The sequence below is a fragment of the Pseudomonas sp. SZ57 genome, assembly GCF_009495975.1.
Classification (GTDB): Bacteria; Pseudomonadota; Gammaproteobacteria; order Pseudomonadales; family Pseudomonadaceae; genus Aquipseudomonas; species Aquipseudomonas syringae.
On the sequence record NZ_WIBD01000003.1, the window covers coordinates 262,482 to 286,137 of the forward strand.

Sequence of the window (23,656 nt, forward strand, 5' to 3'; positions counted from 1 at the left end):
GCGCTTTTTTGCGTATTACCGGTCAGCTTGTTTGTCGCACCACGGCCCTGAGCAGATGAGTCGGCGGTGTTTCGCAGCTGATCTTGCGGCCCAGTTTTTCCTCGATGGCAGGCAACTGGTAAGAGTCATCCTCACCGGCAAAACTGATCGAGACGCCATCGGCGCCAGCGCGACCGGTACGGCCGATGCGGTGTACGTAATCGTCCGGCACTTCGGGCAGGGTGAAGTTGATCACGTGGCTGATGCCGTCGATGTGAATGCCGCGACCGGCCACATCGGTGGCGACCAGCACGCGGATCTTGCCTTCGCGGAAGCCTTCAAGTGTCTTGATGCGCTTGTGCTGAGGCACATCGCCTGAGAGCTGCGCCGCGTTCACGCCATCGCGCACCAGACGCTCTTCGATGCGTCGGACTTCGTCCTTGCGGTTGGCGAAGACCATGACCCGCTCCCAACCGTTGTCGGTCACCAGGTTATAGAGCAGCTTGTATTTGTCGGCACCGGCGACGGCATAGATATGCTGTTCGACGTTGTCGCTGGCAACGTTCAACGATTCGATCTCGACGATGGAAGGGTCTGTCGTCCACTGCTTGGCGAGGTTCATCACGTCTTCGGTGAAGGTCGCAGAGAACAGCAGGGTCTGGCGCTCACCCTTGTGCGGCGTCTGACGGATGATCTGACGTACCTGCGGGATGAAGCCCATGTCCAGCATGCGGTCGGCTTCGTCGAGGACCATCACTTCGACCATGTCCAGATGCACTTCGCCGCGCTGGTTGAAGTCCAGCAGGCGGCCTGGCGTGGCGACCAGTATGTCGCAGTGGCGTGCTTCGAGTTGTTTGAGCTGCTTGTCGAAGTCCATGCCACCGACGAACGTCATGACGTTCAGGTTGGTGTACTTGGTCAGGTCGGCGGCGTCCTTGGCGATCTGCACCACCAGCTCGCGGGTCGGAGCGATGATCAGCGCGCGCGGCTCACCCATGTAGCGTTCTGCAGGCGGCGGCGTCTGGGTCAACTGCTCGATGATCGAGATCAGAAACGCCGCGGTCTTGCCGGTGCCGGTCTGGGCGCGTCCGATCGCATCCTTGCCCTTGAGGGTGAAGCCCAGTACGCCCGCCTGGATCGGTGTGCAGTACGGGAAACCAAGGTCCTGAATCGCGTGCATCAGTTCAGGCGCGAGGTTGAAGTCATGGAAGCGGGTCTTGCCTTCCTGGGGTTCGACGACGAAATCTTCGAGTTTCCAGGCCGGCGCGGACGGTTTTGTCACGCGCTCGCGACGCGGGCGCTCGGCCCTCGGCTTGTCGGTGCGCGGCGCTCTGGCTTTGGAGGGCTCGCTGGTCGCATCCAGAGCCTGAGTCTGGACAGCATGATCCGGTGTGTCGCCTGTGGCAGCGGGAGAGGTGGGAATAGAGGTTATCGGAGTAGGCGCAGGCTGCTCAGCCTCGCTCTTACCGAACATCTTTTTAAGTGCTTTGAGCACGGTCATCTCATCAATTGGTTAAGGAATGTACGCCGAGCAGTGTAAAGCAAGAACCGTGCTCGGCGTAGTGCCATCCATGGCGAGCTACAAAAGCGGTCCGTCGCAAGGGGTTCAGAGCGCTTCAGCGAAGCCTTTCAGCCAGCCAGACGCCGATGTCGCGAATTTCCTCCGGTAACACTTGATGCTCCATTGGGTATTCCTGCCATTCAACGGTTACACCCTGGGCGGTGAGATGGTCGTAGACGGCGCGGCCCATCGGATAAGGCACGACCGCGTCATGCTTGCCATGCAGGCAGTAGGCCGGGATACGTTGCTGACTCGCCGACAGGGTCATCTCGTTGCTGAATGTGGGAGCATAAGTGGACAGCGCGAGTACGCCGCCCAACGGGCCTTGCCAGCGTCGGTAGCCGGCGTGCAAGACCACCGCGCCACCCTGGGAGAAGCCGGCCAGGAATATTCGTGCCGGGTCGATGCCGCTGTCGCGCTGCTGCTCGATCAGGTCCAGCACCTTCTGCGCCGAGGCCTCCATCTGATCATGGTCAATGGCCCGGGCCTCTGAACTCATGGACTTGATGTCATACCAGCTGGGCATTGCATAACCGCCATTGACGGTCACAGCGCGTGTCGGTGCCTGAGGCAGTACGAAGCGGGTGGTGCGCAACGACGCCTGCAGTGCTTCGGCGACCGGCAGAAAATCATAGCGGTCGGCGCCCAATCCATGCAGCCAGATAACGCAGGCGTCGGCGGGACTGGAAGGTTCGATGATCAGAGAATCGCTCATGTCTGCTCCATTTGTGTGCGCTGGCTCTTTTTGAGCGCATTAATAAAGTGCGCGGTTAGATTAAAAATGAAAGAAGATGTCGCAAGGTTACAAGTTTTTGTCTTGACCTGTCGCTAATTCGACTTAGCCAGCATGCTGGTACGGGCTTTGCTACAGCAGGACTGGAGTCGAGTCGCTCACATCGTTCGGTAACACTATAAGGCTATTACTTATAGCGATCGAAAAGCAGCTCGGGAGTCCATGCGTCAGGATTCGCGGCACGATTCAACCTGTACCGCTCAGGTCCGGGAAAATCATGGAGTTTCAGTCCACGGGGCCGATTCTGAATGATGAAGACGCATGACGGGATGATCCTGCAGGCAATTCGTTATTCAGGCCCAGCGTCGCATGACCCAAAAATAAGCCAGCACGGGTCATTAGCGCCTCACAAAGGTGCGACGCGACTAAGACACCTACACAACAAAGAGCAAACTGGAGGTTTTTGAATGAAGATGTTGAAATCCACCCTGGCTGTCGTCACCGCCTTGGCCGCATTCGGTGTGACCGGGGCTGCCAGCGCCGGTGCCACGCTTGACGCTATTCAGAAGAAAGGTTTTATCCAGTGCGGCGTCAGCGATGGCCTGCCAGGGTTTTCCGTTCCAGACTCCACCGGCAAGATCACCGGTATCGATGCTGACGTCTGCCGCGCAGTAGCCGCCGCAGTATTCGGCGACGCCACCAAGGTCAAGTTCAGCCAGTTGAACGCCAAGGAGCGCTTCACCGCACTGCAATCAGGTGAGATCGACATCCTTTCGCGTAACACCACCTGGACCAGCTCCCGTGATGCGGGCATGGGCCTGGTGTTCACCGGTGTAACTTACTACGACGGTATCGGCTTCCTGGTAAACAACAAACTCGGCGTCAACAGCGCCAAGGAACTGGACGGTGCAACCATCTGCATCCAGGCCGGTACCACTACCGAGCTGAACGTCTCCGACTACTTCCGCTCGAACGGCCTGAAATACACCCCGATTACCTTCGACACCTCCGACGAAAGCGCCAAGTCGCTGGAAGGCGGCCGTTGCGACGTACTGACTTCCGACCAATCGCAACTCTACGCACAGCGCAGCAAGCTGGCCAAGCCGGACGATTACATCGTTCTGCCTGAAGTGATCTCCAAGGAGCCTCTGGGCCCTGTCGTGCGTAAAGGCGATGAAGACTGGTTCTCGATCGTTCGCTGGACCCTGTTCGCCATGCTCAACGCCGAAGAAGCCAAAATCACTTCCAAGAACGTTGAAGCTGAAGCCAAGTCGACCAAGAACCCTGACGTAGCCCGTATGCTGGGTGCCGATGGTACTTACGGCAAGGACCTCAAGCTGCCGAAAGACTGGGTCGTGCAGATCGTCAAGCAGGTCGGCAACTACGGCGAAGTGTTCGAACGCAACCTGGGCGAAGGCACCCCGCTGAAAATCAAGCGTGGCCAGAACGCTCTGTGGAATGCTGGCGGCATTCAATACGCTCCACCTATTCGTTGATTGACCCGGCGCCCGACAGGCTTCCCAGCCTGTCGGGCGTTGTTCTGTTGGATTTTTCCTGGGGCATTTCATGGAAAAGCAAATCGTCGCACCCAAGCAAAAGCTCTCTCTGAGCGATCCGAAAGTGCGCGCGTGGTTATTTCAGATCATCACTGTCGTGGCGGTGATCGCGTTGGGCTGGTTTATCTTCGATAACACCCAGACCAACCTGCAACACCGTGGTATCACCTCGGGTTTCGGTTTTCTTGAGAACAGTGCCGGTTTCGGTATCGCTCAGCACCTGATCGACTACAGCGAAGCGGACAGCTATGCCCGTGTGTTCGTCATCGGTCTGCTGAATACCTTGCTGGTGTCGGTTATCGGTATTGTCCTGGCGACCTTGCTGGGCTTTGTCATTGGTGTCGCTCGCCTGTCTCCGAACTGGATGATCAGCAAGCTGGCCACCGTGTATGTCGAAGTCTTCCGCAACATTCCGCCATTGCTGCAGATCCTTTTCTGGTATACCGCCGTATTCCTCACGCTGCCTGGTCCGCGTCAGGCGCATGGCTATCTGGACATGTTCTTCGTCAGCAGCCGCGGGCTCAACATGCCCAGAGCATTGCCTGCCGAAGGCGCCTGGGCATTCCTGGCCAGTCTGGTTGTTGCCGTGATCGCCATCGTCATGATGGTGCGCTGGGCCAACAAGCGCTTCGAAGCCACCGGCCAGCCGTTTCACAAGTTCTGGGTCGGCCTGGCGTTGCTGCTGGTCATCCCTGGCCTGAGCGTGCTGATCTTCGGCAGCCCGGTGCATTGGGAACTGCCACAACTGAAGGGCTTCAACTTCACGGGCGGCTGGGTGCTGATCCCTGAACTGATCTCCCTGACCCTGGCACTGACTATCTATACGGCGGCGTTCATCGCCGAAATCGTGCGTTCCGGCATCAAGTCGGTCAGCCACGGCCAGACCGAAGCTGCCCGCTCGCTGGGCCTGCGCCCCGGGCCGACGCTGCGCAAGGTGATCATCCCGCAGGCGCTGCGCGTGATCATTCCGCCGCTGACCAGTCAGTTCCTGAACCTGGCGAAGAACTCTTCGCTGGCAGCCGCCATCGGCTACCCGGAAATGGTTTCCCTGTTTGCCGGTACGGTGCTCAACCAGACCGGGCAGGCGATTGAAGTCATTGCCATCACCATGAGCGTGTACCTGGCGATCAGTATCAGCATTTCCCTGCTGATGAACTGGTACAACAAGCGCATTGCGCTGATCGAGCGGTGAGGAAAAGCGCATGACAACTCATACTTTCAAACCTGATATGCCACCACCGGGCAAAGTGTTCGGTCCGATGGCGTGGATGCGGCAGAACCTGTTCTCCAGCTGGATCAACACCCTGCTGACCCTGTTCTCGCTGTATCTGATCTATCTGGTCGTGCCGCCGATCATCAGTTGGTCCCTGCTGGACGCCAACTGGATCGGCACGACCAAGGCAGACTGCACCAAGGCGGGCGCCTGCTGGGTGTTCATCGAGCAGCGTTTCGGTCAGTTCATGTACGGCTACTTCCCCAATGAACTGCGCTGGAGGGTCGACCTGACCGCCATCCTGGCAATCGTCGGTGCTGCGCCGCTGTTCATTTCGAAGTTTCCGCGCAAGGCTGTCTACGGTATTGCCTTCCTGGTGATCTACCCGGTTGTCGCGTTCTACCTGCTGCATGGCGGTGCGTTCGGTCTGACCAACGTACCGACCAGCCAGTGGGGCGGTCTGATGCTGACTCTGGTGATCGCCACCGTGGGTATCGTCGGTGCCTTGCCGCTGGGTATCCTGCTGGCGCTCGGTCGTCGTTCCAACATGCCGGCCGTGCGTGTGGTGTGCGTGACCTTCATCGAGTTCTGGCGCGGCGTGCCGCTGATCACGGTGCTGTTCATGTCGTCGGTGATGCTGCCGCTGTTCATGCCAGAGGGCATGAACTTCGACAAGCTGCTGCGTGCGCTGATCGGCGTCATCCTGTTCCAGTCCGCGTACATTGCTGAAGTGGTGCGTGGCGGCATGCAGGCCATTCCCAAGGGCCAGTACGAAGCAGCCTCGGCGATGGGCCTGGGTTACTGGCGCAGCATGGGTCTGGTGATCCTGCCGCAGGCGTTGAAGATGGTCATTCCCGGCATCGTCAACACCTTCATTGCCTTGTTCAAGGACACCAGTCTGGTGATCATTATCGGCCTGTTCGACCTGCTCAACAGCGTCAAGCAGGCTACCGCCGACCCGGCATGGCTGGGTATGGCCACTGAAGGCTACGTCTTCGCGGCCCTGGTGTTCTGGATCTTCTGTTTCGGTATGTCCCGCTATTCCATGCATTTGGAACGTAAGCTGGACACAGGCCACAAGCGTTAGGAGTTTTGTGATGAGTGAAGTTATCAATAAGCCTCTGGGCGCTGAAGGCATGATCCGCATGGAGGGCGTACACAAGTGGTACGGCCAGTTCCATGTACTCAAGGACATCAACCTGAATGTGCGCCAGGGTGAACGTATCGTGCTGTGCGGCCCGTCGGGCTCGGGCAAGTCGACCACCATTCGCTGCCTCAACCGTCTGGAAGAGCACCAGCAGGGTCGCATCATTGTCGATGGCACCGAACTGACCTCGGACCTCAAGCAGATCGAGACCATCCGCCGCGAAGTGGGCATGGTGTTTCAGCACTTCAACCTGTTCCCGCACCTGACCATCCTGCAGAACTGCACGCTGGCACCGATGTGGGTGCGCAAGATGCCGAAGAAGAAAGCCGAAGAAATCGCCATGCACTATCTGGAGCGTGTGCGGATTCCGGAGCAGGCCCACAAGTTTCCGGGTCAGCTTTCCGGCGGTCAGCAGCAGCGTGTTGCGATTGCCCGTGCCTTGTGCATGAAGCCGAAAATCATGCTGTTCGATGAACCGACGTCGGCCCTTGACCCGGAAATGGTCAAGGAAGTGCTCGACACCATGGTGGGCCTGGCTGAAGAAGGCATGACCATGCTGTGCGTGACCCACGAAATGGGCTTTGCCCGTACCGTGGCAAACCGGGTGATCTTCATGGACAAGGGCGAAATCGTCGAACAGGCTGCGCCGAACGACTTCTTCGATAACCCGCAGAGCGACCGTACCAAGCTGTTCCTCAGCCAGATCATCCACTGAGTGGACTTCTGCTGAACAAGGAAACCGGGCCATGTGCCCGGTTTTTTTATGCCTGTCGTCGCTGTGTGGGGTGTATGCAATTGCGCTGAACCTTGTATTCGCGATGATTCTCCAACAGGATACCGCCCCCCTGAAAAGGGTCGACATACCTGATGACCGAGAAACTGATGACTGCCAAGGCTCAACCCAGCCCCCAACCGACCACCGATCAACCCCATTCTGCTTTGAAGCGCCCCTGGCTGTTGCTGCTGGGTCTGGTGCTGGTCGCCCTCAACCTGCGCCCGGCGTTGTCCAGCATTGCGCCGCTGCTTGACACGGTGTCCGACAGCCTGGGCATGTCCGCTGCCGAAGCCGGACTGCTGACCACCTTGCCGGTCCTGTGTCTGGGACTGTTCGCGCCGCTGGCACCCATCCTCGCCCGCCGGTTTGGCAGTGAGCGGGTGGTTATGGTGGTGCTTCTGACACTGGCCGCAGGCCTGGCAGTGCGCAGTCTGTTCGGTCAGGTCGGGCTGTTTGCCGGCAGTCTGCTGGCGGGTGCGAGCATCGGAATCATTGGCGTGTTGCTGCCGGGTATCGTCAAACGTGATTTCCCGCACAAGGCCGGAGCCATGACCGGTGTCTACACCATGGCCTTGTGCCTGGGCGCGGCCATTGCAGCCGGTTCGACGGTGCCGCTGAGTCAGTACGTCGGTGGCAGTTGGCAGATTGGCCTGGGTTTCTGGCTGGTTCCGGCACTGATTGCCGCCGCGTTATGGTTTCCGCAGGCGCGTGAAGTGCATGGCACGCATCGCGATGTCTACCGGGTGCGCGGTCTGTTGCGTGACCCGCTGGCCTGGCAGGTCACGCTGTACATGGGCCTGCAATCGTCGCTGTCGTACATCGTCTTCGGCTGGTTGCCGTCGATCCTCATAGGTCGCGGCCTGACGCCGACCCAGGCCGGCCTGCTGTTGTCCGGCTCGATCATTGCGCAGGTCATCAGCGCGCTGGCGGTGCCTTATCTGGCCACACGCGGCAAGGATCAGCGTCTGGCGATCATGCTGGTCATGTCGCTGACCCTGATCGGCCTGTTCGGCTGCCTGTACGCGCCGCTTGGCGGGCTGTGGGGCTGGGCGATCCTGCTGGGGATCGGGCAGGGTGGCACGTTCAGTCTGGCGCTGGCCTTGATCGTCCTGCGCTCGCGTGACTCACATGTCGCCGCCAACCTGTCGAGCATGGCACAAGGCGTCGGCTACACCATCGCCTCGACCGGCCCGTTTGCCGTGGGTGTGGTGCATGACCTGACCGGCAGCTGGAGCGCGATTGGCTGGATCTTCGCGGTTCTCGGGCTGGGCGCCATCATCGCGGGCATGGGCGCCGGTCGGGCGCTGCAGGTGCAGGTGAATAGCGAGAAGGTTTGAGGCCATCAACCCCTCGCCATTTTCCGCGGCGCCGCTTATCGTGCACGGATAATTCGCCAAGGAATGTGCACGCATGAACTATGAAGAACAAAGTCAGGCCAACAGCGCACTGATCACCCGCTTTTATGAGGCATTCGCGCAGCTGGATGCCGAGGCGATGAGTGCCTGCTACACCGATGACGTGCTGTTCAGCGACCCTGCCTTTGGTGAATTGCGCGGCGCTCAGGTCGGCGACATGTGGCGCATGCTGACTTCCCGGGCAAAGGATTTCTCGGTGGTCTTCGATCAGGTGCGAGCCGATGACCAGACTGGCAGTGCGCATTGGGTGGCGACGTATCTGTTCAGTCAGACCGGGCGCACGGTGGTGAACGATATTCAGGCGCGCTTCGTGTTCCGTGATGGCAAGATCTGCGAGCATCGTGATAATTTCGATATGTGGCGCTGGTCGCGTCAGGCCCTGGGTTTGAAGGGCCTGCTGCTTGGCTGGACGCCTTTGGTGCGCAACGCCGTCAGGGCTCAGGCGCTCAAGGGCCTGAAGACTTTTTCAGAGAATCGCCGTGCCTGAGGTCGCCAGCACCGCGAGTGTGCCGACTGCCGAACAGGTGGTCGGCAAACCCTGGTTTGTCTATCTGGTGCGCGCTGCCAACGGCTCGCTGTACTGTGGCATCAGTGATGATCCGCAGCGGCGGTTCGCTGCGCACCAGAGTGGCAAGGGCGCGCGCTTTTTCTCTTCGAGTCCGGCGATGGCACTGGTCTACGTCGAACAATGGCCCAGCAAGGGCGAGGCGTTGCGCCACGAGCGGCTGATCAAGAAGCTTAAAAAAAGCGCCAAAGAGGCGTTGGCTGCCAGCTACGTAAAGCCATCAATCCATGCGCGTGATGCCGTCCCATCAGTTTGAGGCTGTGTGCGGGCAGGGTGCTGCGGGTTAAGCTGTGTTTTTCCCACGTGCACAGAGGCTGAACATGTCCGAGTTGATCCTTCACCACTACCCCACGTCGCTGTTCGCCGAAAAAGCCCGTCTGATGTTGGGTTTCAAAGGCCTTGCATGGCGTTCGGTGACTATCCCTTCGATCATGCCCAAGCCTGACCTGACTGCATTGACGGGTGGCTACCGCAGGACTCCGGTATTGCAGGCCGGTGCGGACATTTACTGTGACACAGCACTGATGGCTCGGCGTCTGGAGCAGGAAAAAGCTTCGCCAGCGTTTTACCCGAAGGGGCAGGAATTTACGGTTGCCGGCCTGGCCGCCTGGGCCGATTCGGTGTTGTTCATGCATGCTGTGAGTCTGGTGTTTCAGCCAGAATCAATGGCTGTGCGCTTTGCCAAGGTGCCGCCAGACGCCGCCAAGGCGTTCGTGGCTGACCGTTCAACGCTGTTCAACGGCGGCACGGCGTCGCGCCCACCTGTAGAGCAGGTCAAACACCAATGGCCTACGCTGATGTCGCGTCTGGAACTGCAACTCTCGCACGGCGGTGACTTCCTGTTCGGCGTAGCGTCGATTGCCGATTTCTCGGTCGCCCATACGTTGTGGTTTCTCAAGCAGACGCCGGTCACCGCACCCTTTGTCGATGATTATCCGAGTGTCAGGGCCTGGCTCGATCGCGTTCTGGGTTTTGGTCATGGCACGTTCAGCGACCTGAGCTCGGCAGATGCCATCGAAATCGCCAGAAACGCCACACCTGCGCCGTTGCCCGCTGAAGCTCTCGTCGATCCAAACGGCTTCAAGGTGGGTGAAAAAGTCGCGGTTTCTGCAGTCGACTATGGCGTCGAAGCAGTTGAGGGCGAGCTGGTATTTACCGGCCGCGAAGAGCTGATCCTGCGCCGCGAGGACGAGCGTGCAGGCGTCGTGCACGTACATTTCCCGAGAATGGGCTATCGAATCGAGAAGCGCTGAGGTGCAACGATGCTCTGCGTCGCAAGGAGGACGCGGAGCATTGGCACAATAGTCTGGTGGGCTACTTCAATGCCGCCAGTATCTGATCCGGGTCAAACCCCCGGATCAGCGTGCCGTTGACGTCGATCAGCGGGATGCCTCTGCCGCCCAGCGCTTCATAGGCCTTGCGGCCTTCTTCCGACTTCTCGATGTCGAACTCCTGATACGCAATCCCCTTGCTGTCCAGAAAACGCCGGGTCTGCTTGCAGTAGCCGCACCAGTCAGTCGCGTACATCACCACTTTGGCCTGGCTGTAGCTCTGCGCGACGTCTGCCGGGGGCGGGTTGACGAAGTTTTCGATCCTGCCCCAATTCTGGTAAATCACGACCACCAGCATGATCAGGGCAAACTTCTTCAGGGTGCGCAGCAGCATGTCGGTTACCGTCGCTTCAACTGGTCGGTCAGTTGCGTCGGCAGCCCTTTGATGATCAGGGTGCCGGCGGTTTCGTCGTATTCGATCTTGTCGCCCAGCAGGTGCGCTTCAAAACTGATCGACAGGCCCTCGGCGCGGCCGGTGAAGCGGCGGAACTGGTTGAGGGTGCGCTTATCCGCCGGTATTTCCGGGGACAGGCCGTAGTCCTTGTTGCGAATGTGATCGTAGAAGGCGCGCGGACGCTCTTCGTCGATGAGTTCGGACAGCTCCTCCAGGCCCATCGGTTCGCCCATCTTGCTCTGACTGCTGGCGTAGTCGACCAGGGTCTTGGTCTTCTCGCGGGCCGATTCTTCCGGCAGGTCTTCGCTTTCAACGAAATCACTGAACGCCTTGAGCAGGGTACGGGTTTCGCCGGGGCCATCCACGCCTTCCTGGCAACCGATGAAGTCGCGGAAGTACTCGGAAACCTTCTTGCCGTTCTTGCCCTTGATGAACGAGATGTATTGCTTGGACTGCTTGTTGTTCTGCCACTCGGAAATATTGATCCGGGCGGCGAGGTGCAACTGGCCAAGGTCCAGGTGTCGGGACGGGGTCACGTCCAGCTCGGCATTCACTGCCACGCCTTCGCTGTGGTGCAGCAGGGCGATGGCCAGGTAGTCGGTCATGCCTTGCTGATAATGGGCGAACAGCACGTGGCCACCCACTGACAGATTGGATTCTTCCATGAGCTTTTGCAGGTGCTCGACTGCCACCCTCGAGAACGCCGTGAAGTCGCTGCCACCGTCGATATATTCTTTCAGCCAGCCGCTGAAAGGGTGCGCACCGGACTCGGGATGGAACAGGCCCCATGCCTTGCCCTGTTTGGCGTTGTAGCTTTCGTTGAGGTCGGCCAGCATGTTCTCGATGGCCTGGGACTCAGCGAGTTCGGAGTCGCGTGCATGGAGAACAGCGGGCGTACCGTCGGGTTTCTTCTCGATCAGGTGGACGATGCAGTGACGGATCGGCATGGGCTTCTCGGCTGAAAAAGGTGAAGAGCGTGCAGCTCGTTGCAAGACGCCCAGTGTAACGCACGCATGCGCCCGATGGCCCCGGACAGGCTGGTTTTCGCCAGCAGCGAGTGTTTGCTGGGTGTTTTTTGTGCAATTAACATTAAAACCTGACCAAAAGGATAGGTAGAGGCGGATATTTGCCCGGCTCTGTGCTAGTTTTGCCCGGTCTTGCGCACTTAGCGCGTCAAGCATGCAGTTAGCGCACACGTAGGTCGAACCATTGCCCGGTTTCAGTATCTACACTTTCGCGATTAATCGTGGCTGCTAGCGGGTGGCCAGGTTCGTTGCCTGGCCACGGGCCGACGTTGCGCTCTGCAATCCAAATGAATTTGATAGGGAAGGAACACCACCATGGCTCTTACTAAAGACCAATTGATCGCCGATATCGCTGAAGCTATCGACGCGCCAAAAACCACCGCGCGTAATGCTCTTGAGCAATTGGGCCAAATTGTTGCCGACCAATTGGAAAACGGCGTGGAAATCACTTTGCCAGGTATCGGCAAACTGAAAGTTGCAGAGCGTCCAGCTCGCACTGGCCGCAACCCTTCGACTGGCGCTGCCATCGAAATCGCTGCCAAGAAAGTTATCAAGTTCGTTCCAGCCAAAGTGCTGACCGACTCGATCAACAAGTAAGCAACCGCTTGCTGTGAAAAAGCCGTGCACCGGTTAACCGGGCACGGCTTTTTTTGTGGGCGTCTGATTAGACACCTCCCGCAAAGTCGAACGCAGAGCGTCCAGAACGGCCCTCCAGACGCCTATCGTTCCTCACGCTCCAGCGTGGGAATGCCTTGCGTGACGCTCCACGTCACAGATCTGTGCCGCACGGCATACTCAGAGAGGACGCAGAGCGTCCAGAACGGCATGCCGACGCGGAGCGTCGCACGATAATCGAGATTAAGGCCTGCCGACGTGGCGTCGCACGATAGTCGATGCGGCACGATAGCCCTATCCGTGGGGTGTGCGTTGTGCCTTGTCAAGGAAGGTCCAGGCCACAAAGCGGCTTTGTTTCTGGCCCTGGCCCATTTCCACTACCTTCACTTCAAGCACGCCGGCTTTTTTCAGGGCGCTCTGGATCGGCGGCAGGTTGGAGGCCTTGGACACCAGTGTGCTGAACCATGCCACCTGGCTCGGCAGCAAGGCGCTTTCCTGGATCAGTTGGGTCACGAAGCCGATCTCGCCGCCGTCGCACCACAACTCTTGTGACTGGCCGCCGAAATTGAGCACCGGCAGCTTGCGCTTGGGATCAGCCTTGCCCAGCGCGCGCCATTTGCGCTGGCTGCCACGCTGCGCTTCCTCCAGCGAGGCATGGAAGGGCGGGTTGCAGAGGCTGACGTGGAAGCGTTCGCTGCTGTCGAGCAGGCCCAGCAGGATCTGCTTGCGATTGCCCTGCTGGCGCACGCTGATGGCCTTGCTGAGGCCGTTGGCCTTCACAATGGTGGTGGCTGCGGCGATGGCGGTGCTGTCGATGTCCGAACCCACGAACTGCCAGCCATAGTCGCTATGCCCCAGCAACGGGTAGATGCAATTGGCGCCGGTGCCAATGTCCAGCGCCTTGATGGATGCGCCGCGGGGTATCACGCCTTCATTGTCTTCGGCCAGCAGGTCGGCAAGGAAGTGCAGGTAGTCCGCACGCCCCGGAATCGGCGGGCACAGGTAATCGGCCGGAATGTCCCAATGGGCGATGCCATAGAACGCTTTGAGCAGCGCGCGGTTGAACACCCGTACCGCCTGCGGATTGGCGAAGTCGATGCTTTCCTTGCCGTAAGGATTGAGGATCACGAACGCTGCCAGCTCTGGGCTGGATTTGATCAGCTTCGCAAAGTCGTACTGGCCCTGATGCCGATTGCGCGGGTGCAAGGTGGCCTTTTCACGCGGCGCAGCAGGTTTGGCTGGCCGCTGAGGCTTCTTGCGCGGTGGTTTGCGGGTATCGGTCATGGATTCGATTGTCAGCCGTGAGGTTGAGTTGCCTGGCTTATTCGCGAGCAAGCGCAGCGTCGCCTTTGGCGTAGTACGCGTTGCTCGCGAATAAGTCAGTACAGAAGTTCAGATAACAAAAAGCCAGCCCATGATCGGGCTGGCTTTTCTGGCCACCTTACAGGCTGGCGATGCGTGCGTGTTGCTCGGCCAGCTTGCCCAGCGCCTGTTCGGCTTCGGTCAGCTTGGCGCGTTCCTTGGCGATGACTTCAGGCGGTGCCTTGTCGACGAAGGCGGCGTTGGACAGCTTGCCGCCGACGCGTTGCACTTCGCCTTGCAGGCGCTGGATTTCCTTGTCCAGGCGCGCCAGCTCGGCCCCTTTGTCGATCAACCCGGCCATCGGCACCAGCACTTCCATGTCACCGACCAGCGCGGTGGCGGACAGCGGTGCTTCTGCGCCTTCGGTCAGTACGGTTATGGATTCGAGCTTGGCGAGCTTCTTGAGCAGGTAATCGTTTTCGCTCAAACGACGCTGATCTTCGGCGCTGACGTTCTTGAGGAACAGTTGCAGCGGCTTGCCCGGACCGATGTTCATCTCGCCACGGATGTTACGCACGGCGAGCATCAGGCCCTTGAGCCATTCGATATCGTCTTCGGCGGCCTGATCGATGCGTGCGTCATTGGCCACCGGCCAGGGTTGCAGCATGATGGTCTTGCCTTGCGCACCGGCCAGCGGCGCGAGGCGCTGCCAGATTTCTTCGGTGATGAACGGCATGAACGGGTGCGCAAGGCGCAACGCCACTTCCAGAACGCGAACCAGCGTGCGGCGTGTGCCGCGCTGACGCTCGACCGGCGCAGTTTCGTCCCACAGTACGGGTTTGGACAGCTCCAGATACCAGTCGCAATACTGGTTCCAGATGAACTCGTACAACGCCTGGGCGGCGAGGTCGAAGCGGAACTGGTCCAGCTGGCGGGTCACTTCGGCTTCGGTGCGTTGCAACTGCGAGATGATCCAGCGATCAGCCAGCGACAGTTCGACCGCTTCGCCGTTCTGACCGCAGTCTTCGCCCTTGTCCAGCACGTAGCGCGCTGCGTTCCAGATCTTGTTGCAGAAGTTGCGGTAGCCTTCGACGCGGCCCATGTCGAACTTGATGTCGCGACCGGTGGACGCCAGCGAGCAGAAGGTAAAGCGCAGGGCATCGGTGCCGTAGCTGGCGATGCCGTCGGCGAATTCCTGGCGGGTCTGCTTCTCGATCTTCTTCGCCAACTGCGGCTGCATCAGGCCACTGGTGCGTTTCTCTACCAGCGTTTCGAGGTCGATACCGTCGACGATGTCCAGCGGGTCAAGCACGTTGCCCTTGGACTTGGACATCTTCTGGCCCTGGCCATCGCGCACCAGACCATGCACATAGACAGTCTTGAACGGGACTTGCGGCGTGCCGTCCTCGTTCTTCACCAGGTGCATGGTGAGCATGATCATCCGCGCGACCCAGAAGAAAATGATGTCGAAGCCGGTGACCAGCACATCGGTGGAGTGGAAGGTTTCCAGTGCCTTGGTCTTTTCCGGCCAGCCGAGCGTGGAGAAGGTCCACAGGCCCGAGCTGAACCAGGTGTCCAGCACGTCGTTGTCCTGCTGCAGCGCGACTTCCGGCCCAAGGTTGTTCTTGGCGCGGACTTCGGCTTCGTCGCGGCCGACGTAAACCTTACCGGACTCGTCGTACCAGGCCGGAATGCGGTGGCCCCACCAGAGCTGACGGCTGATGCACCAGTCCTGGATGTCGCGCATCCACGAGAAGTACATGTTTTCGTATTGCTTGGGCACGAACGCGATGCGGCCGTCTTCGACAGCAGCAATCGCAGGCTCGGCCAGCGGCTTGGTGGAGACGTACCACTGATCGGTAAGCCACGGTTCGATGATGGTGCCGGAACGGTCGCCTTTCGGCACCTTCAGCGCGTGATCGTCAACGCTGACCAGCAACCCGGCGGCGTCGAACGCGGCAACGATCTGCTTGCGCGCTTCGAAGCGGTCCAGCCCGGCATAGGCGGCGGGCAGGCTGCCGTCGACGCTTTCGTTCAGCGTGCCGTCGAGGTTGAACACCTGAGCGGCGGGCAATACGTTGGCATTCTTGTCGAAAATGTTCAGCAGCGGCAGGTTGTGGCGTTTGCCGACTTCATAGTCGTTGAAATCGTGGGCCGGGGTGATTTTCACGCAGCCGGTGCCGAACTCGGGATCGCAGTAATCATCCGCGATGATCGGGATGCGGCGGCCTACCAAGGGCAATTCGACGAACTTGCCGATCAGCGCCTTGTAGCGCTCGTCCTGCGGGTTCACCGCAACGGCGGCATCACCGAGCATGGTTTCCGGACGGGTGGTGGCTACGATCAGGTAATCTAGACCTTCGGCGGTCTTTGCGCCGTCAGCCAGTGGATAACGCAGGTTCCACAGATGACCTTTCTCGTCGTGGTTCTCCACTTCGAGGTCGGAAATGGCGGTGTGCAGCTTGGTGTCCCAGTTGACCAGGCGCTTGCCACGGTAGATCAGGCCGTCTTCATGCAGACGCACGAAAGCTTCCTTTACCGCTTCGGACAGGCCGTCGTCCATGGTGAAGCGCTCGCGGCTCCAGTCGACGGACGAGCCCAGGCGGCGGATCTGGCGGCTGATGTTGCCGCCGGACTCGGCTTTCCATTCCCAGATCTTGTCCAGAAACTTCTCGCGGCCCAGTTCATGACGGCTTACGCCTTGCGCTTCGAGACGACGCTCGACCAGCATCTGCGTGGCGATACCCGCGTGGTCGGTGCCCGGTTGCCACAGCGTATTGCGGCCCTGCATGCGACGGAAACGGATCAGTGCATCCATGATCGCGTTATTGAAACCGTGGCCCATGTGCAGGCTGCCGGTGACGTTCGGCGGCGGGATCATGATGGTGTACGAGTCACCCACGCCTTGCGGAGCGAAGTAGTTCTCGGACTCCCAGGTCTGGTACCAGGAAGTTTCGATGGCGTGCGGCTGGTAAGTCTTGTCCATGCGCGGCGGGAACCTGTGGCATTGATTCGGAAACCGGTAAGTATAGACCTGACGGCCAGCGACAAGCCATAAGTGCCGGGCCACAACTGGCAGATCTGTCAGTAGGCGGCGAGTGTTCCGAGGGTCGGCTGGCGGCTCTGATACGCTCGCAGTTAGATACGCGCCGACAAAATATCCACTTACCCGAGGTGCAGGTCCCGAGTCAGAAAGTTCACTTCTGCTGCTGCGCCAATAACCGCTCCAGCCTTGCCTCCAGCCGGCGCTTGATCTCGTTTTCGATATGCGGGGCGAAGTCGTCGATCACGTCCTGCATGATCAATTGCGCGGCTGCGCGCAATTCGCTGTCCAGATGCAGCAGCGCATCAGGGTTGGGCAGCGCTTGCGGCTGGGCTGTCTGTTGCACCTGCGGGGCGGGCGCTGTATGGACATCAGGTGTCAGTGTCGGAATGTCGTCTTCGTCGAAGTCCTGTTGATACGCCGCGTCGGGGCGAGCGCCGACTACATCGAACAGCAGGGGAATCTGGCCTTCGGGACGAGCGGCGTCGTTCGACAGGGGGGAATGTGCGGGGTCATCGCCGAGCAGTTGGCGGATCGACTCGAGGTCGTTCAGCAAGTGCGCGGATTCAGCTTTTTTTGAAGTATCCATCGTGTCCTCAAAGGCGCTGCAGTCGGTGATCTTGCGGAGGATAGCCCTGTTCGCGGTAGGAACGGAAACTCTCGCGTGCGGCAAGACGTATGGCCGGGTCTTCGACAACGACTTCGGCCACGCGGGCGAAGCGTTTGAAGAAGGCCGGAATGCTCAGGTCGAGGTTGACCAGCAGGTCGCTGTGTTCGCCCGAGTCGTCGCCCAGGCCCAGCACCACGGCAGCATCGTGATCGCTCTCGGCGTCGCCATGGGGTAGAAACACTTCGCCTCTGAAACGCCAGAGCCGGGCATCGAGGTCCTCACGCTGCGCAGCATCGCTGCAATGCAGATAGACCTTGTGACCCAGGCGCCAGGCCTTTTCCGTGAGCTTGCAGGCAAAGTCCAGGCGGGCGGCAGGATCGGCGCTGGGCAGGATGTAGAAGTCGACTTGAGTCATGTGGGTTCCAGAACCGGAGGCGTATCGACTGTGCAGCCGATACGCCAGGGTCTCTTTTTATACGCCGGCGCGGTCGAGCAAGTATTGGGTCAGCAAAGGAACCGGACGCCCGGTGGCGCCTTTTTCCTTGCCGCCGCTCAACCATGCAGTGCCGGCGATGTCCAGGTGAGCCCAGTGGTAGGCCTTGGTGAAGCGCGACAGGAAGCAGGCCGCGGTGATGGTGCCGCCTTTCGGGCCGCCGATGTTGGCGATGTCGGCGAACGGGCTGTCGAGCTGCTCCTGGTACTCATCGAACAACGGCAGCTGCCAGGCACGGTCATCAGCCTGTTTGCCCGCGTCGAGCAACTGATTGATCAGCGCGTCGTTATTGCCCAGCAGACCGGAGGTATGGCCGCCCAGTGCAACGACGCAGGCGCCGGTCAGGGTTGCAATATCGATGACCGCCTGCGGCTTGAAACGCTCGGCGTAGGTCAGTGCATCGCACAGCACCAGACGGCCTTCGGCGTCGGTGTTGAGGATTTCGACGGTCTGGCCGCTCATGGTCGTGACGATGTCGCCCGGACGTGTCGCAGTGCCGCTCGGCATGTTTTCGGCACAGGCCAGAATGCATACCAGATTGATCGGCAGCTTCAATTCGAGGACCGCACGCAGGGTGCCGAATACGCTGGCTGCGCCGCACATGTCGAATTTCATCTCGTCCATGCCCGAGGCAGGCTTGATGCTGATGCCGCCGGTATCGAAGGTGATGCCTTTACCGACCAGCACGAACGGCTGGTCGCCTTTTTTGGCGCCCTGGTAGTTCATGACGATGAGGCGCGGCGGCTGGGCGCTGCCCTGTGCTACCGCGAGGAAAGAACCCATGCCCAGGTCGGCCAGTTTCTTCTCGTCGTGGACTTCCACTTTCAGGTTCTTGTGTGCCTTGCCCAGCGCCTTGGCTTCTTCGCCCAGGTAGGTCGGGTGGCAGATGTTCGGCGGCAGATTGCCGAGGTCGCGGGTCAGCGCCATGCCGGTGGCGATTGCCTGAGCATGAGTCGAAGCGCGTTCGACGTCGGCCGCCTTGATCTTGTCGGTCAGCAGGGTGATTTTCTTCAGGGCGCGAACGTCGGCTTTCTGGGTCTTGAAGCGGTCGAAGACGTATTCGCCGTCGGCCAGAGCTTCGACCAGCAGGCGAGCCATGCCATAGGTGTCGCGGTTTTTCACCGACAGGTCATCGAGCGCAATCGCTGCATCGGCGCCGCCCAGGCCCTTGAGGCAGGTGAGCGCTGCGCCGACGATTTTTTTCAACTGACGATCCGACAGCTCGTCTTCCTTGCCAGTGCCGACCAGCAGGACGCGCTCGGCCTTGATGTTGGGCAGATTGTGCAACAGCAGGCTCTGGCCGACCTTGCCGGCCAGATCGCCGCGCTTGAGAATCAGCGAAACGGCTCCGCCGCTGAGGATATCCACAGTCCTGGCAGCACCGGCCAATACACGGCTTTCACCGACGGTGACCACCAGCGTTGCGGTTTTCAAGGTTTCTGGGCTTACGCTTTTAACAACCAATTCCATGTGGGGTCCCCGAATAGACGATGAGAGTCGCAATATGAATGTCGTACGCGGCATGGCCTGAGTGTTTTCAGGGGCGATGCCTGCGCTAAGCCTTGCAGTTTGACCCCGCTGCACGACTGCTGACAACCCCGCAGAGCTGCCTGTCTGGCGTCTATGTGCGAACTATCCCCGGTGCGCAGTGACAGAAACACACAATCACAGGATAATGCCGCATATTTTTTGAGGCCCACGCCTTTTGTCGGCGTGAAGCTCTGGTTGCCGTGGCTCACAAATTTTCCCTGTTTGGCTGCCTGAGCCTGACAACTCTGGAGTGTCTGGTTTGATTGTCTTCCGTTATCTGTCCCGAGAAGTGCTGCTTACCTTGAGTGCGGTCAGCGCCGTACTGCTGGTCTTCATCATGAGCGGGCGCTTCATCAAGTACCTGGCGCAGGCCGCGTCCGGTGCGCTCGATCCTGGCGTGCTGTTCCTGATCATGGGCTTCCGCCTGCCGGGCTTCCTGCAGGTGATTCTGCCGCTGGGCCTGTTCCTCGGCATCCTCATGGCGTACGGACGCCTGTACCTGGAAAGCGAGATGACCGTGCTGGCCGCCACCGGCATGAGTCAGCAGCGTCTGCTGGCCATCACCATGGGGCCGGCCACGCTGGTTGGTCTGCTGGTCGCCTGGCTGAGCTTCAGCCTGGCTCCGCAGGGTGCTACGCAGTTTTCGCTGCTGATCAATCAGCAGGACGCCATGACCGAGTTCGACACGCTGGTGCCGGGCCGTTTTCAGGCGCTGCGCGACGGTACGCGTATCACCTATACCAAGGAGCTGTCGGAAGACCGCTCGCAACTGGCCGGTGTGTTCATCTCTGAAAAGCGCATGTCCAGCGACAAGAGCAAGGACAACGGCATCACCGTGCTGGTCGCAGAGAAGGGCCATCAGGAGGTACGCCCCAATGGCAGTCGCTTCCTGATCCTCGAGAACGGCTATCGCTATGACGGCAATCCGGGCGCGGCCGATTATCGCGTGATCAAGTACGACACCTATGGAGCGATGCTGCCCAAGCCGGAAATCAGTGAAGAAATCACCGACCGTGAAGCCATTCCGACCAGCGAGCTGATCGGCAACCCGGCCCCGCGTTCAGTGGCCGAGTTGCAGTGGCGTATTTCGCTGCCGCTGTCGGTGTTCATCGTGACCTTGATGGCCATTCCGCTGTCACGGGTCAATCCGCGCCAGGGCCGTTACCTGAAACTGCTGCCGGCGATCCTGCTGTATATGTCGTACCTGGCCATTCTGATTTCGGTGCGCAGTTCGCTGGAGAAAGGCAAGCTGCCACTTAGCCTGGGGATGTGGTGGGTGCATGCCATCTACCTGTCCATCGGCCTGCTGTTGTTCTATTGGGAGCCTCTGCGTCTGAAGATGGCGAGTCGTCGCAGCGTCACGGAGGTGACTCGTGGTCAAGCTTGATCGATACATTGGCAAAAGCGTCCTGCTGGCGATTCTCGCCGTTCTGGGCATCATTCTGGGGCTGGTCTCGCTGTTCGCGTTCATCGACGAGATGGGCGATATCAGCGACACCTACACACTGGCGGATGCCCTCAGCTACGTCATGCTGACGGCGCCACGTCGCGTCTACGACACCTTGCCGATGGCCGCCCTGATCGGTTGCCTGATCGGTCTGGGTACGCTGGCCAGCAGCAGCGAGCTGACCATCATGCGTGCGGCGGGCGTGTCCATCGGGCGCATCGTCTGGGCGGTCATGAAGCCCATGCTGGTGCTGATGATCGCGGGCGTGCTGGTCGGCGAGTACGTCGCTCCCTACGCCGAGAACCAGGCTCAGGCCGCGCGCTCGCTGGCTCAGGGCTCAGGTGATGCGCAGAGCGCCCGCCATGGTCTGTGGCACCGCCAGGGCGACGAGTTCATCCACATCAACACGGTTCAGCCCAATGGCCTGATGCTCGGTGTGACACGTTATCGTTTCGACGACCAGCGTCACATGCTGACCTCCAGCTTTGCCAAAGAGGCCAACTTCAAGACCGATTACTGGGAATTGAAGGACGTCGCTACCACGCACTTCAATGATGGCCGCACCGAGGTCATCAACACGCCGGTCGAGCGTTGGGATGTGGCGTTGAGCCCGCAGTTGCTGAGCACGGTAATCATGCCGCCCGAGTCGCTGTCCATCAGCGGCCTCTGGAGCTACGCGCATTACCTGGCTGATCAGGGCTTGAGCAATGGCCGCTACTGGCTGGCGTTCTGGACCAAGGTCCTGCAACCGGCGGTGACCGTCGCGTTGGTGCTGATGGCAATCTCGTTCATCTTCGGCCCGCTGCGCTCGGTTACGCTGGGGCAGCGCGTGTTCACCGGTGTAGTGGTGGGCTTTACCTTCCGCATCATTCAGGACCTGCTCGGCCCATCGAGCCTGCTGTTCGGCTTCCCGCCGTTGCTGGCAGTGCTGCTGCCTGCTGCAGCCTGTGCGCTGGCCGGGGTGCTTCTGTTGCGCCGTGCCGGGTAATGCACCAACCGGACTGAAAAAGCCGACCCATGGGTCGGCTTTTTCATGGGCGTTTGTGGACCCTGCAAACCCCGCATGCAAAAAAGCCTCTGGCATCGCTGCCAGAGGCTTTCTTGTAACTGCGTGGTGCGTCGTTCTCAGCCTTCGGCTTGAACTTCGTCAGCCTGCATGCCTTTCTGACCCTGCACTGCAACGAAGGTAACTTTCTGACCTTCTTTCAGGCTCTTGAAGCCGTTACCCTGAATGGCGCGGAAGTGTACGAACAGATCCGGCCCGCTCTCAGGAGTGATAAAACCAAAACCTTTTTCGTCGTTGAACCACTTGACGGTACCGCTCTGACGTTCAGCCATTTTCTTATTTCCTTGACGCTTGACTTGAATTGGTTACAGCCTCTTTCGCATGAAAGAGCACTGGGGCTGGTTGCAGGAAGTAAGAAACGTAGAACGGGTTGTAGCAAACCTAGAGCTACTGCCCAGGTCCAGATTCGGCGACCCATGCAAACACAGTTCGGAAACTCTACGCCAACTCTCGTTGCAAATACAACCCCCTTGCCTGGCGCCCTGTTTCCGGGGAGTTGGCCTTGCACGCGCAGTATTTGCACAGCGTGCACGGTGATTGATCCGTCATAACATTTTGCACTTTATAGGTGCATTTTTTGCATATATGACACGTTGCTTATGCGAATGAAACACTACGGGGTAACAGTGCTCCAGCAACACCGAAGTGTTGCTGTTTTTTTGACGCCGCTATTTAACCGCGGAAGTAACGTTGCGCAACGAAAGGCATTTTTGCAACGAGCATGGGGACTTTCTTGCCGCGCACCATTGCCCACACAGGTGTATCCAGCGCCGTGTAATCGTTATGCAGATAACCCATGGCCAGCGGGCCAGCCAGAGAGGGGCCAAAACCGCCGCTGCACACGGTACCGATGACTGCGCCCTGTTCATCGACGATCTCGGTACCCTCACGCACGGGTGTGCGCTCCTGGGGGAGTAGGCCGACTCGCTTTTTGCTGACGCCGTTCTGTTGCTGGGCAAAGATTCGCTCGGCGCCCGGAAAGCCGCCTGCACGCGCACCGTCGGCGCGACGCACTTTGGAAATGGCCCATAACAGGCTGGCCTCGATCGGCGAGGTCTGCGTGTCCATATCATGGCCGTACAGGCACAGACCGGCTTCCAGTCGCAGCGAATCACGTGCGCCCAGGCCGATCGGAGCCACTTCCGGCTCGTCCAGCAGGCGGCGTGCCAGCGCCTCAGCCTGTTCAGCAGGCACGGAAATTTCATAGCCGTCTTCGCCGGTATAGCCCGAGCGACTGACATAGCATTTGACGCCGAGCAGCGTGACGCTGGCGAACTGCATGAAGGTCATTTTGGCGACTTCCGGGGCCAGGCGTGCCAGTACGGTCACCGCGGCCGGCCCTTGCAGCGCCAGCAGGGCGCGTTCTTCAAACAGTGGTTCGATCTTGCAATGTCCGGCCAGGTGCTTGCACAGGTGCGCCAGATCCTGATCCTTGCAGGCCGCGTTGACCACCAGCATCAACTGGTCGTTGCCGAGATTGGCAACCATCAGGTCATCGAGAATGCCGCCGTTCTCGTCGGTGAACATCGCGTAACGCTGCATGCCGACCGGCAGGTCAATGATGTCTACCGGCACCAGGGCTTCCAGGGCCTTAGCGGCGTCTGCACCGGTGAGGCGAATCTGGCCCATGTGCGAAACATCGAACAGACCGGCCTGAGCGCGGGTGTGCAGGTGCTCTTTCATTACGCCAGCCGGGTATTGAACAGGCATGTCGTAACCGGCGAAGGGCACCATCTTCGCGCCGAGTTCGCGGTGCAGGGCGTGCAGGGGAGTGGTCAGCAGTGATTCTGTAGACATGTTCGATTCCTTGTTGAGCGGGCCGTGCCAATGGCACTGCCTGTGCGCGCAGCGCGATC

Annotated in this window: 22 protein-coding genes; 11 read left to right on the forward strand and 11 right to left on the reverse strand. The window is 59.8% G+C overall.

Annotated elements, in window-relative coordinates:
- Positions 1–22 precede the first annotated feature (22 nt).
- Together rhlB and GE543_RS04845 are read right to left on the reverse strand one after the other, a co-directional pair.
- A complete protein-coding gene (gene rhlB / locus GE543_RS04840) occupies positions 23–1,480 on the reverse strand; it encodes an ATP-dependent RNA helicase RhlB (protein ID WP_153220920.1) in 1,458 nt (485 codons plus the stop codon).
- A gap of 115 nt (positions 1,481–1,595) precedes the next feature.
- Positions 1,596–2,255, reverse strand: a complete 660-nt coding sequence (locus GE543_RS04845; RefSeq protein WP_153220921.1) for an alpha/beta hydrolase — start codon at positions 2,253–2,255, stop codon at positions 1,596–1,598.
- Positions 2,256–2,740: 485 nt separating this feature from the next.
- On the opposite strand from GE543_RS04845, the gene GE543_RS04850 reads away from it, so the two are divergent.
- The 8 genes from GE543_RS04850 (at position 2,741) to GE543_RS04890 (ending at position 10,197) form a co-directional block, all read left to right on the forward strand.
- Positions 2,741–3,769: an amino acid ABC transporter substrate-binding protein gene (locus GE543_RS04850; protein ID WP_003408900.1), complete on the forward strand. Its 1,029-nt coding sequence runs from the start codon at positions 2,741–2,743 to the stop codon at positions 3,767–3,769.
- 70 nt (positions 3,770–3,839) lie between these two features.
- Entirely contained in the window at positions 3,840–5,021 is a 1,182-nt protein-coding gene (locus tag GE543_RS04855; RefSeq protein ID WP_003415219.1) for an amino acid ABC transporter permease, read from the forward strand.
- A 10-nt stretch (positions 5,022–5,031) separates the two neighbouring features.
- Complete coding sequence (locus GE543_RS04860) at positions 5,032–6,129, forward strand: amino acid ABC transporter permease (protein WP_003408903.1); 1,098 nt, start codon at positions 5,032–5,034, stop codon at positions 6,127–6,129.
- Between the two features lie 10 nt (positions 6,130–6,139).
- Positions 6,140–6,904, forward strand: coding sequence for an amino acid ABC transporter ATP-binding protein (locus GE543_RS04865; RefSeq protein ID WP_003408905.1), 765 nt, complete (start codon positions 6,140–6,142; stop codon positions 6,902–6,904).
- 167 nt (positions 6,905–7,071) lie between these two features.
- Entirely contained in the window at positions 7,072–8,301 is a 1,230-nt protein-coding gene (locus GE543_RS04875) for a CynX/NimT family MFS transporter (RefSeq protein WP_046269548.1), read from the forward strand.
- Between the two features lie 73 nt (positions 8,302–8,374).
- Positions 8,375–8,866 (forward strand): nuclear transport factor 2 family protein, encoded by a 492-nt coding sequence (locus GE543_RS04880; protein ID WP_153220922.1) that lies wholly within the window; start codon positions 8,375–8,377, stop codon positions 8,864–8,866.
- A complete protein-coding gene (locus tag GE543_RS04885; protein WP_371927092.1) occupies positions 8,859–9,200 on the forward strand; it encodes a GIY-YIG nuclease family protein in 342 nt (113 codons plus the stop codon). Before GE543_RS04880 ends, GE543_RS04885 begins: the two co-directional genes overlap by 8 nt.
- A gap of 64 nt (positions 9,201–9,264) precedes the next feature.
- Complete coding sequence (locus GE543_RS04890; protein WP_153220923.1) at positions 9,265–10,197, forward strand: glutathione S-transferase family protein; 933 nt, start codon at positions 9,265–9,267, stop codon at positions 10,195–10,197.
- 61 nt (positions 10,198–10,258) lie between these two features.
- On the opposite strand, the gene GE543_RS04895 is transcribed toward GE543_RS04890, so the two are convergent.
- Positions 10,259–10,609 (reverse strand): glutaredoxin family protein, encoded by a 351-nt coding sequence (locus GE543_RS04895; RefSeq protein ID WP_003408919.1) that lies wholly within the window; start codon positions 10,607–10,609, stop codon positions 10,259–10,261.
- A 5-nt stretch (positions 10,610–10,614) separates the two neighbouring features.
- Positions 10,615–11,616: a nucleoid-associated protein YejK gene (gene yejK, locus GE543_RS04900; protein WP_003408920.1), complete on the reverse strand. Its 1,002-nt coding sequence runs from the start codon at positions 11,614–11,616 to the stop codon at positions 10,615–10,617.
- 393 nt (positions 11,617–12,009) lie between these two features.
- Between yejK and GE543_RS04905 the strand changes: the two genes are divergently transcribed.
- Positions 12,010–12,291 carry an HU family DNA-binding protein gene (locus tag GE543_RS04905; RefSeq protein ID WP_002552279.1) on the forward strand — a complete coding sequence of 94 codons (282 nt, stop codon included), beginning with the start codon at positions 12,010–12,012 and terminating at the stop codon, positions 12,289–12,291.
- Positions 12,292–12,603: 312 nt separating this feature from the next.
- Here GE543_RS04905 and rlmF read toward each other — a convergent pair whose 3' ends face one another.
- The 5 genes from rlmF to GE543_RS04935 all read right to left on the reverse strand — a co-directional run bounded on the left by rlmF (position 12,604) and on the right by GE543_RS04935 (position 19,227).
- Positions 12,604–13,593 carry a 23S rRNA (adenine(1618)-N(6))-methyltransferase RlmF gene (gene rlmF, locus GE543_RS04915; protein WP_153220924.1) on the reverse strand — a complete coding sequence of 330 codons (990 nt, stop codon included), beginning with the start codon at positions 13,591–13,593 and terminating at the stop codon, positions 12,604–12,606.
- A gap of 157 nt (positions 13,594–13,750) precedes the next feature.
- Positions 13,751–16,597 carry a valine--tRNA ligase gene (locus tag GE543_RS04920; protein ID WP_153220925.1) on the reverse strand — a complete coding sequence of 949 codons (2,847 nt, stop codon included), beginning with the start codon at positions 16,595–16,597 and terminating at the stop codon, positions 13,751–13,753.
- 211 nt (positions 16,598–16,808) lie between these two features.
- Entirely contained in the window at positions 16,809–17,243 is a 435-nt protein-coding gene (locus GE543_RS04925) for a DNA polymerase III subunit chi (RefSeq protein ID WP_153220926.1), read from the reverse strand.
- 7 nt (positions 17,244–17,250) lie between these two features.
- The gene (locus GE543_RS04930) at positions 17,251–17,679 is read right to left on the reverse strand and encodes a DNA polymerase III subunit chi (RefSeq protein ID WP_002552284.1); all 429 of its coding nucleotides are present in this window, start codon (positions 17,677–17,679) and stop codon (positions 17,251–17,253) included.
- A 57-nt stretch (positions 17,680–17,736) separates the two neighbouring features.
- The gene (locus GE543_RS04935) at positions 17,737–19,227 is read right to left on the reverse strand and encodes a leucyl aminopeptidase (RefSeq protein ID WP_153220927.1); all 1,491 of its coding nucleotides are present in this window, start codon (positions 19,225–19,227) and stop codon (positions 17,737–17,739) included.
- 319 nt (positions 19,228–19,546) lie between these two features.
- Here GE543_RS04935 and lptF point away from each other — a divergent pair, with 319 nt between their 5' ends.
- Together lptF and lptG are read left to right on the forward strand one after the other, a co-directional pair.
- Positions 19,547–20,674, forward strand: coding sequence for an LPS export ABC transporter permease LptF (gene lptF, locus GE543_RS04940; protein ID WP_003316899.1), 1,128 nt, complete (start codon positions 19,547–19,549; stop codon positions 20,672–20,674).
- Positions 20,661–21,722, forward strand: a complete 1,062-nt coding sequence (gene lptG, locus GE543_RS04945; RefSeq protein ID WP_003415235.1) for an LPS export ABC transporter permease LptG — start codon at positions 20,661–20,663, stop codon at positions 21,720–21,722. The genes lptF and lptG overlap by 14 nt, the downstream gene beginning before the upstream one ends.
- Before the next feature lie 137 nt (positions 21,723–21,859).
- Here the strand turns inward: lptG and GE543_RS04950 are convergent, their stop codons facing one another.
- Positions 21,860–22,072, reverse strand: coding sequence for a cold-shock protein (locus tag GE543_RS04950; RefSeq protein WP_003365337.1), 213 nt, complete (start codon positions 22,070–22,072; stop codon positions 21,860–21,862).
- 400 nt (positions 22,073–22,472) lie between these two features.
- On the reverse strand, positions 22,473–23,597 hold the full coding sequence (gene gcvT / locus GE543_RS04955; protein ID WP_103689195.1) for a glycine cleavage system aminomethyltransferase GcvT: 1,125 nt from the start codon (positions 23,595–23,597) through the stop codon (positions 22,473–22,475).
- Between the last annotated feature and the right edge of the window lie 59 nt (positions 23,598–23,656).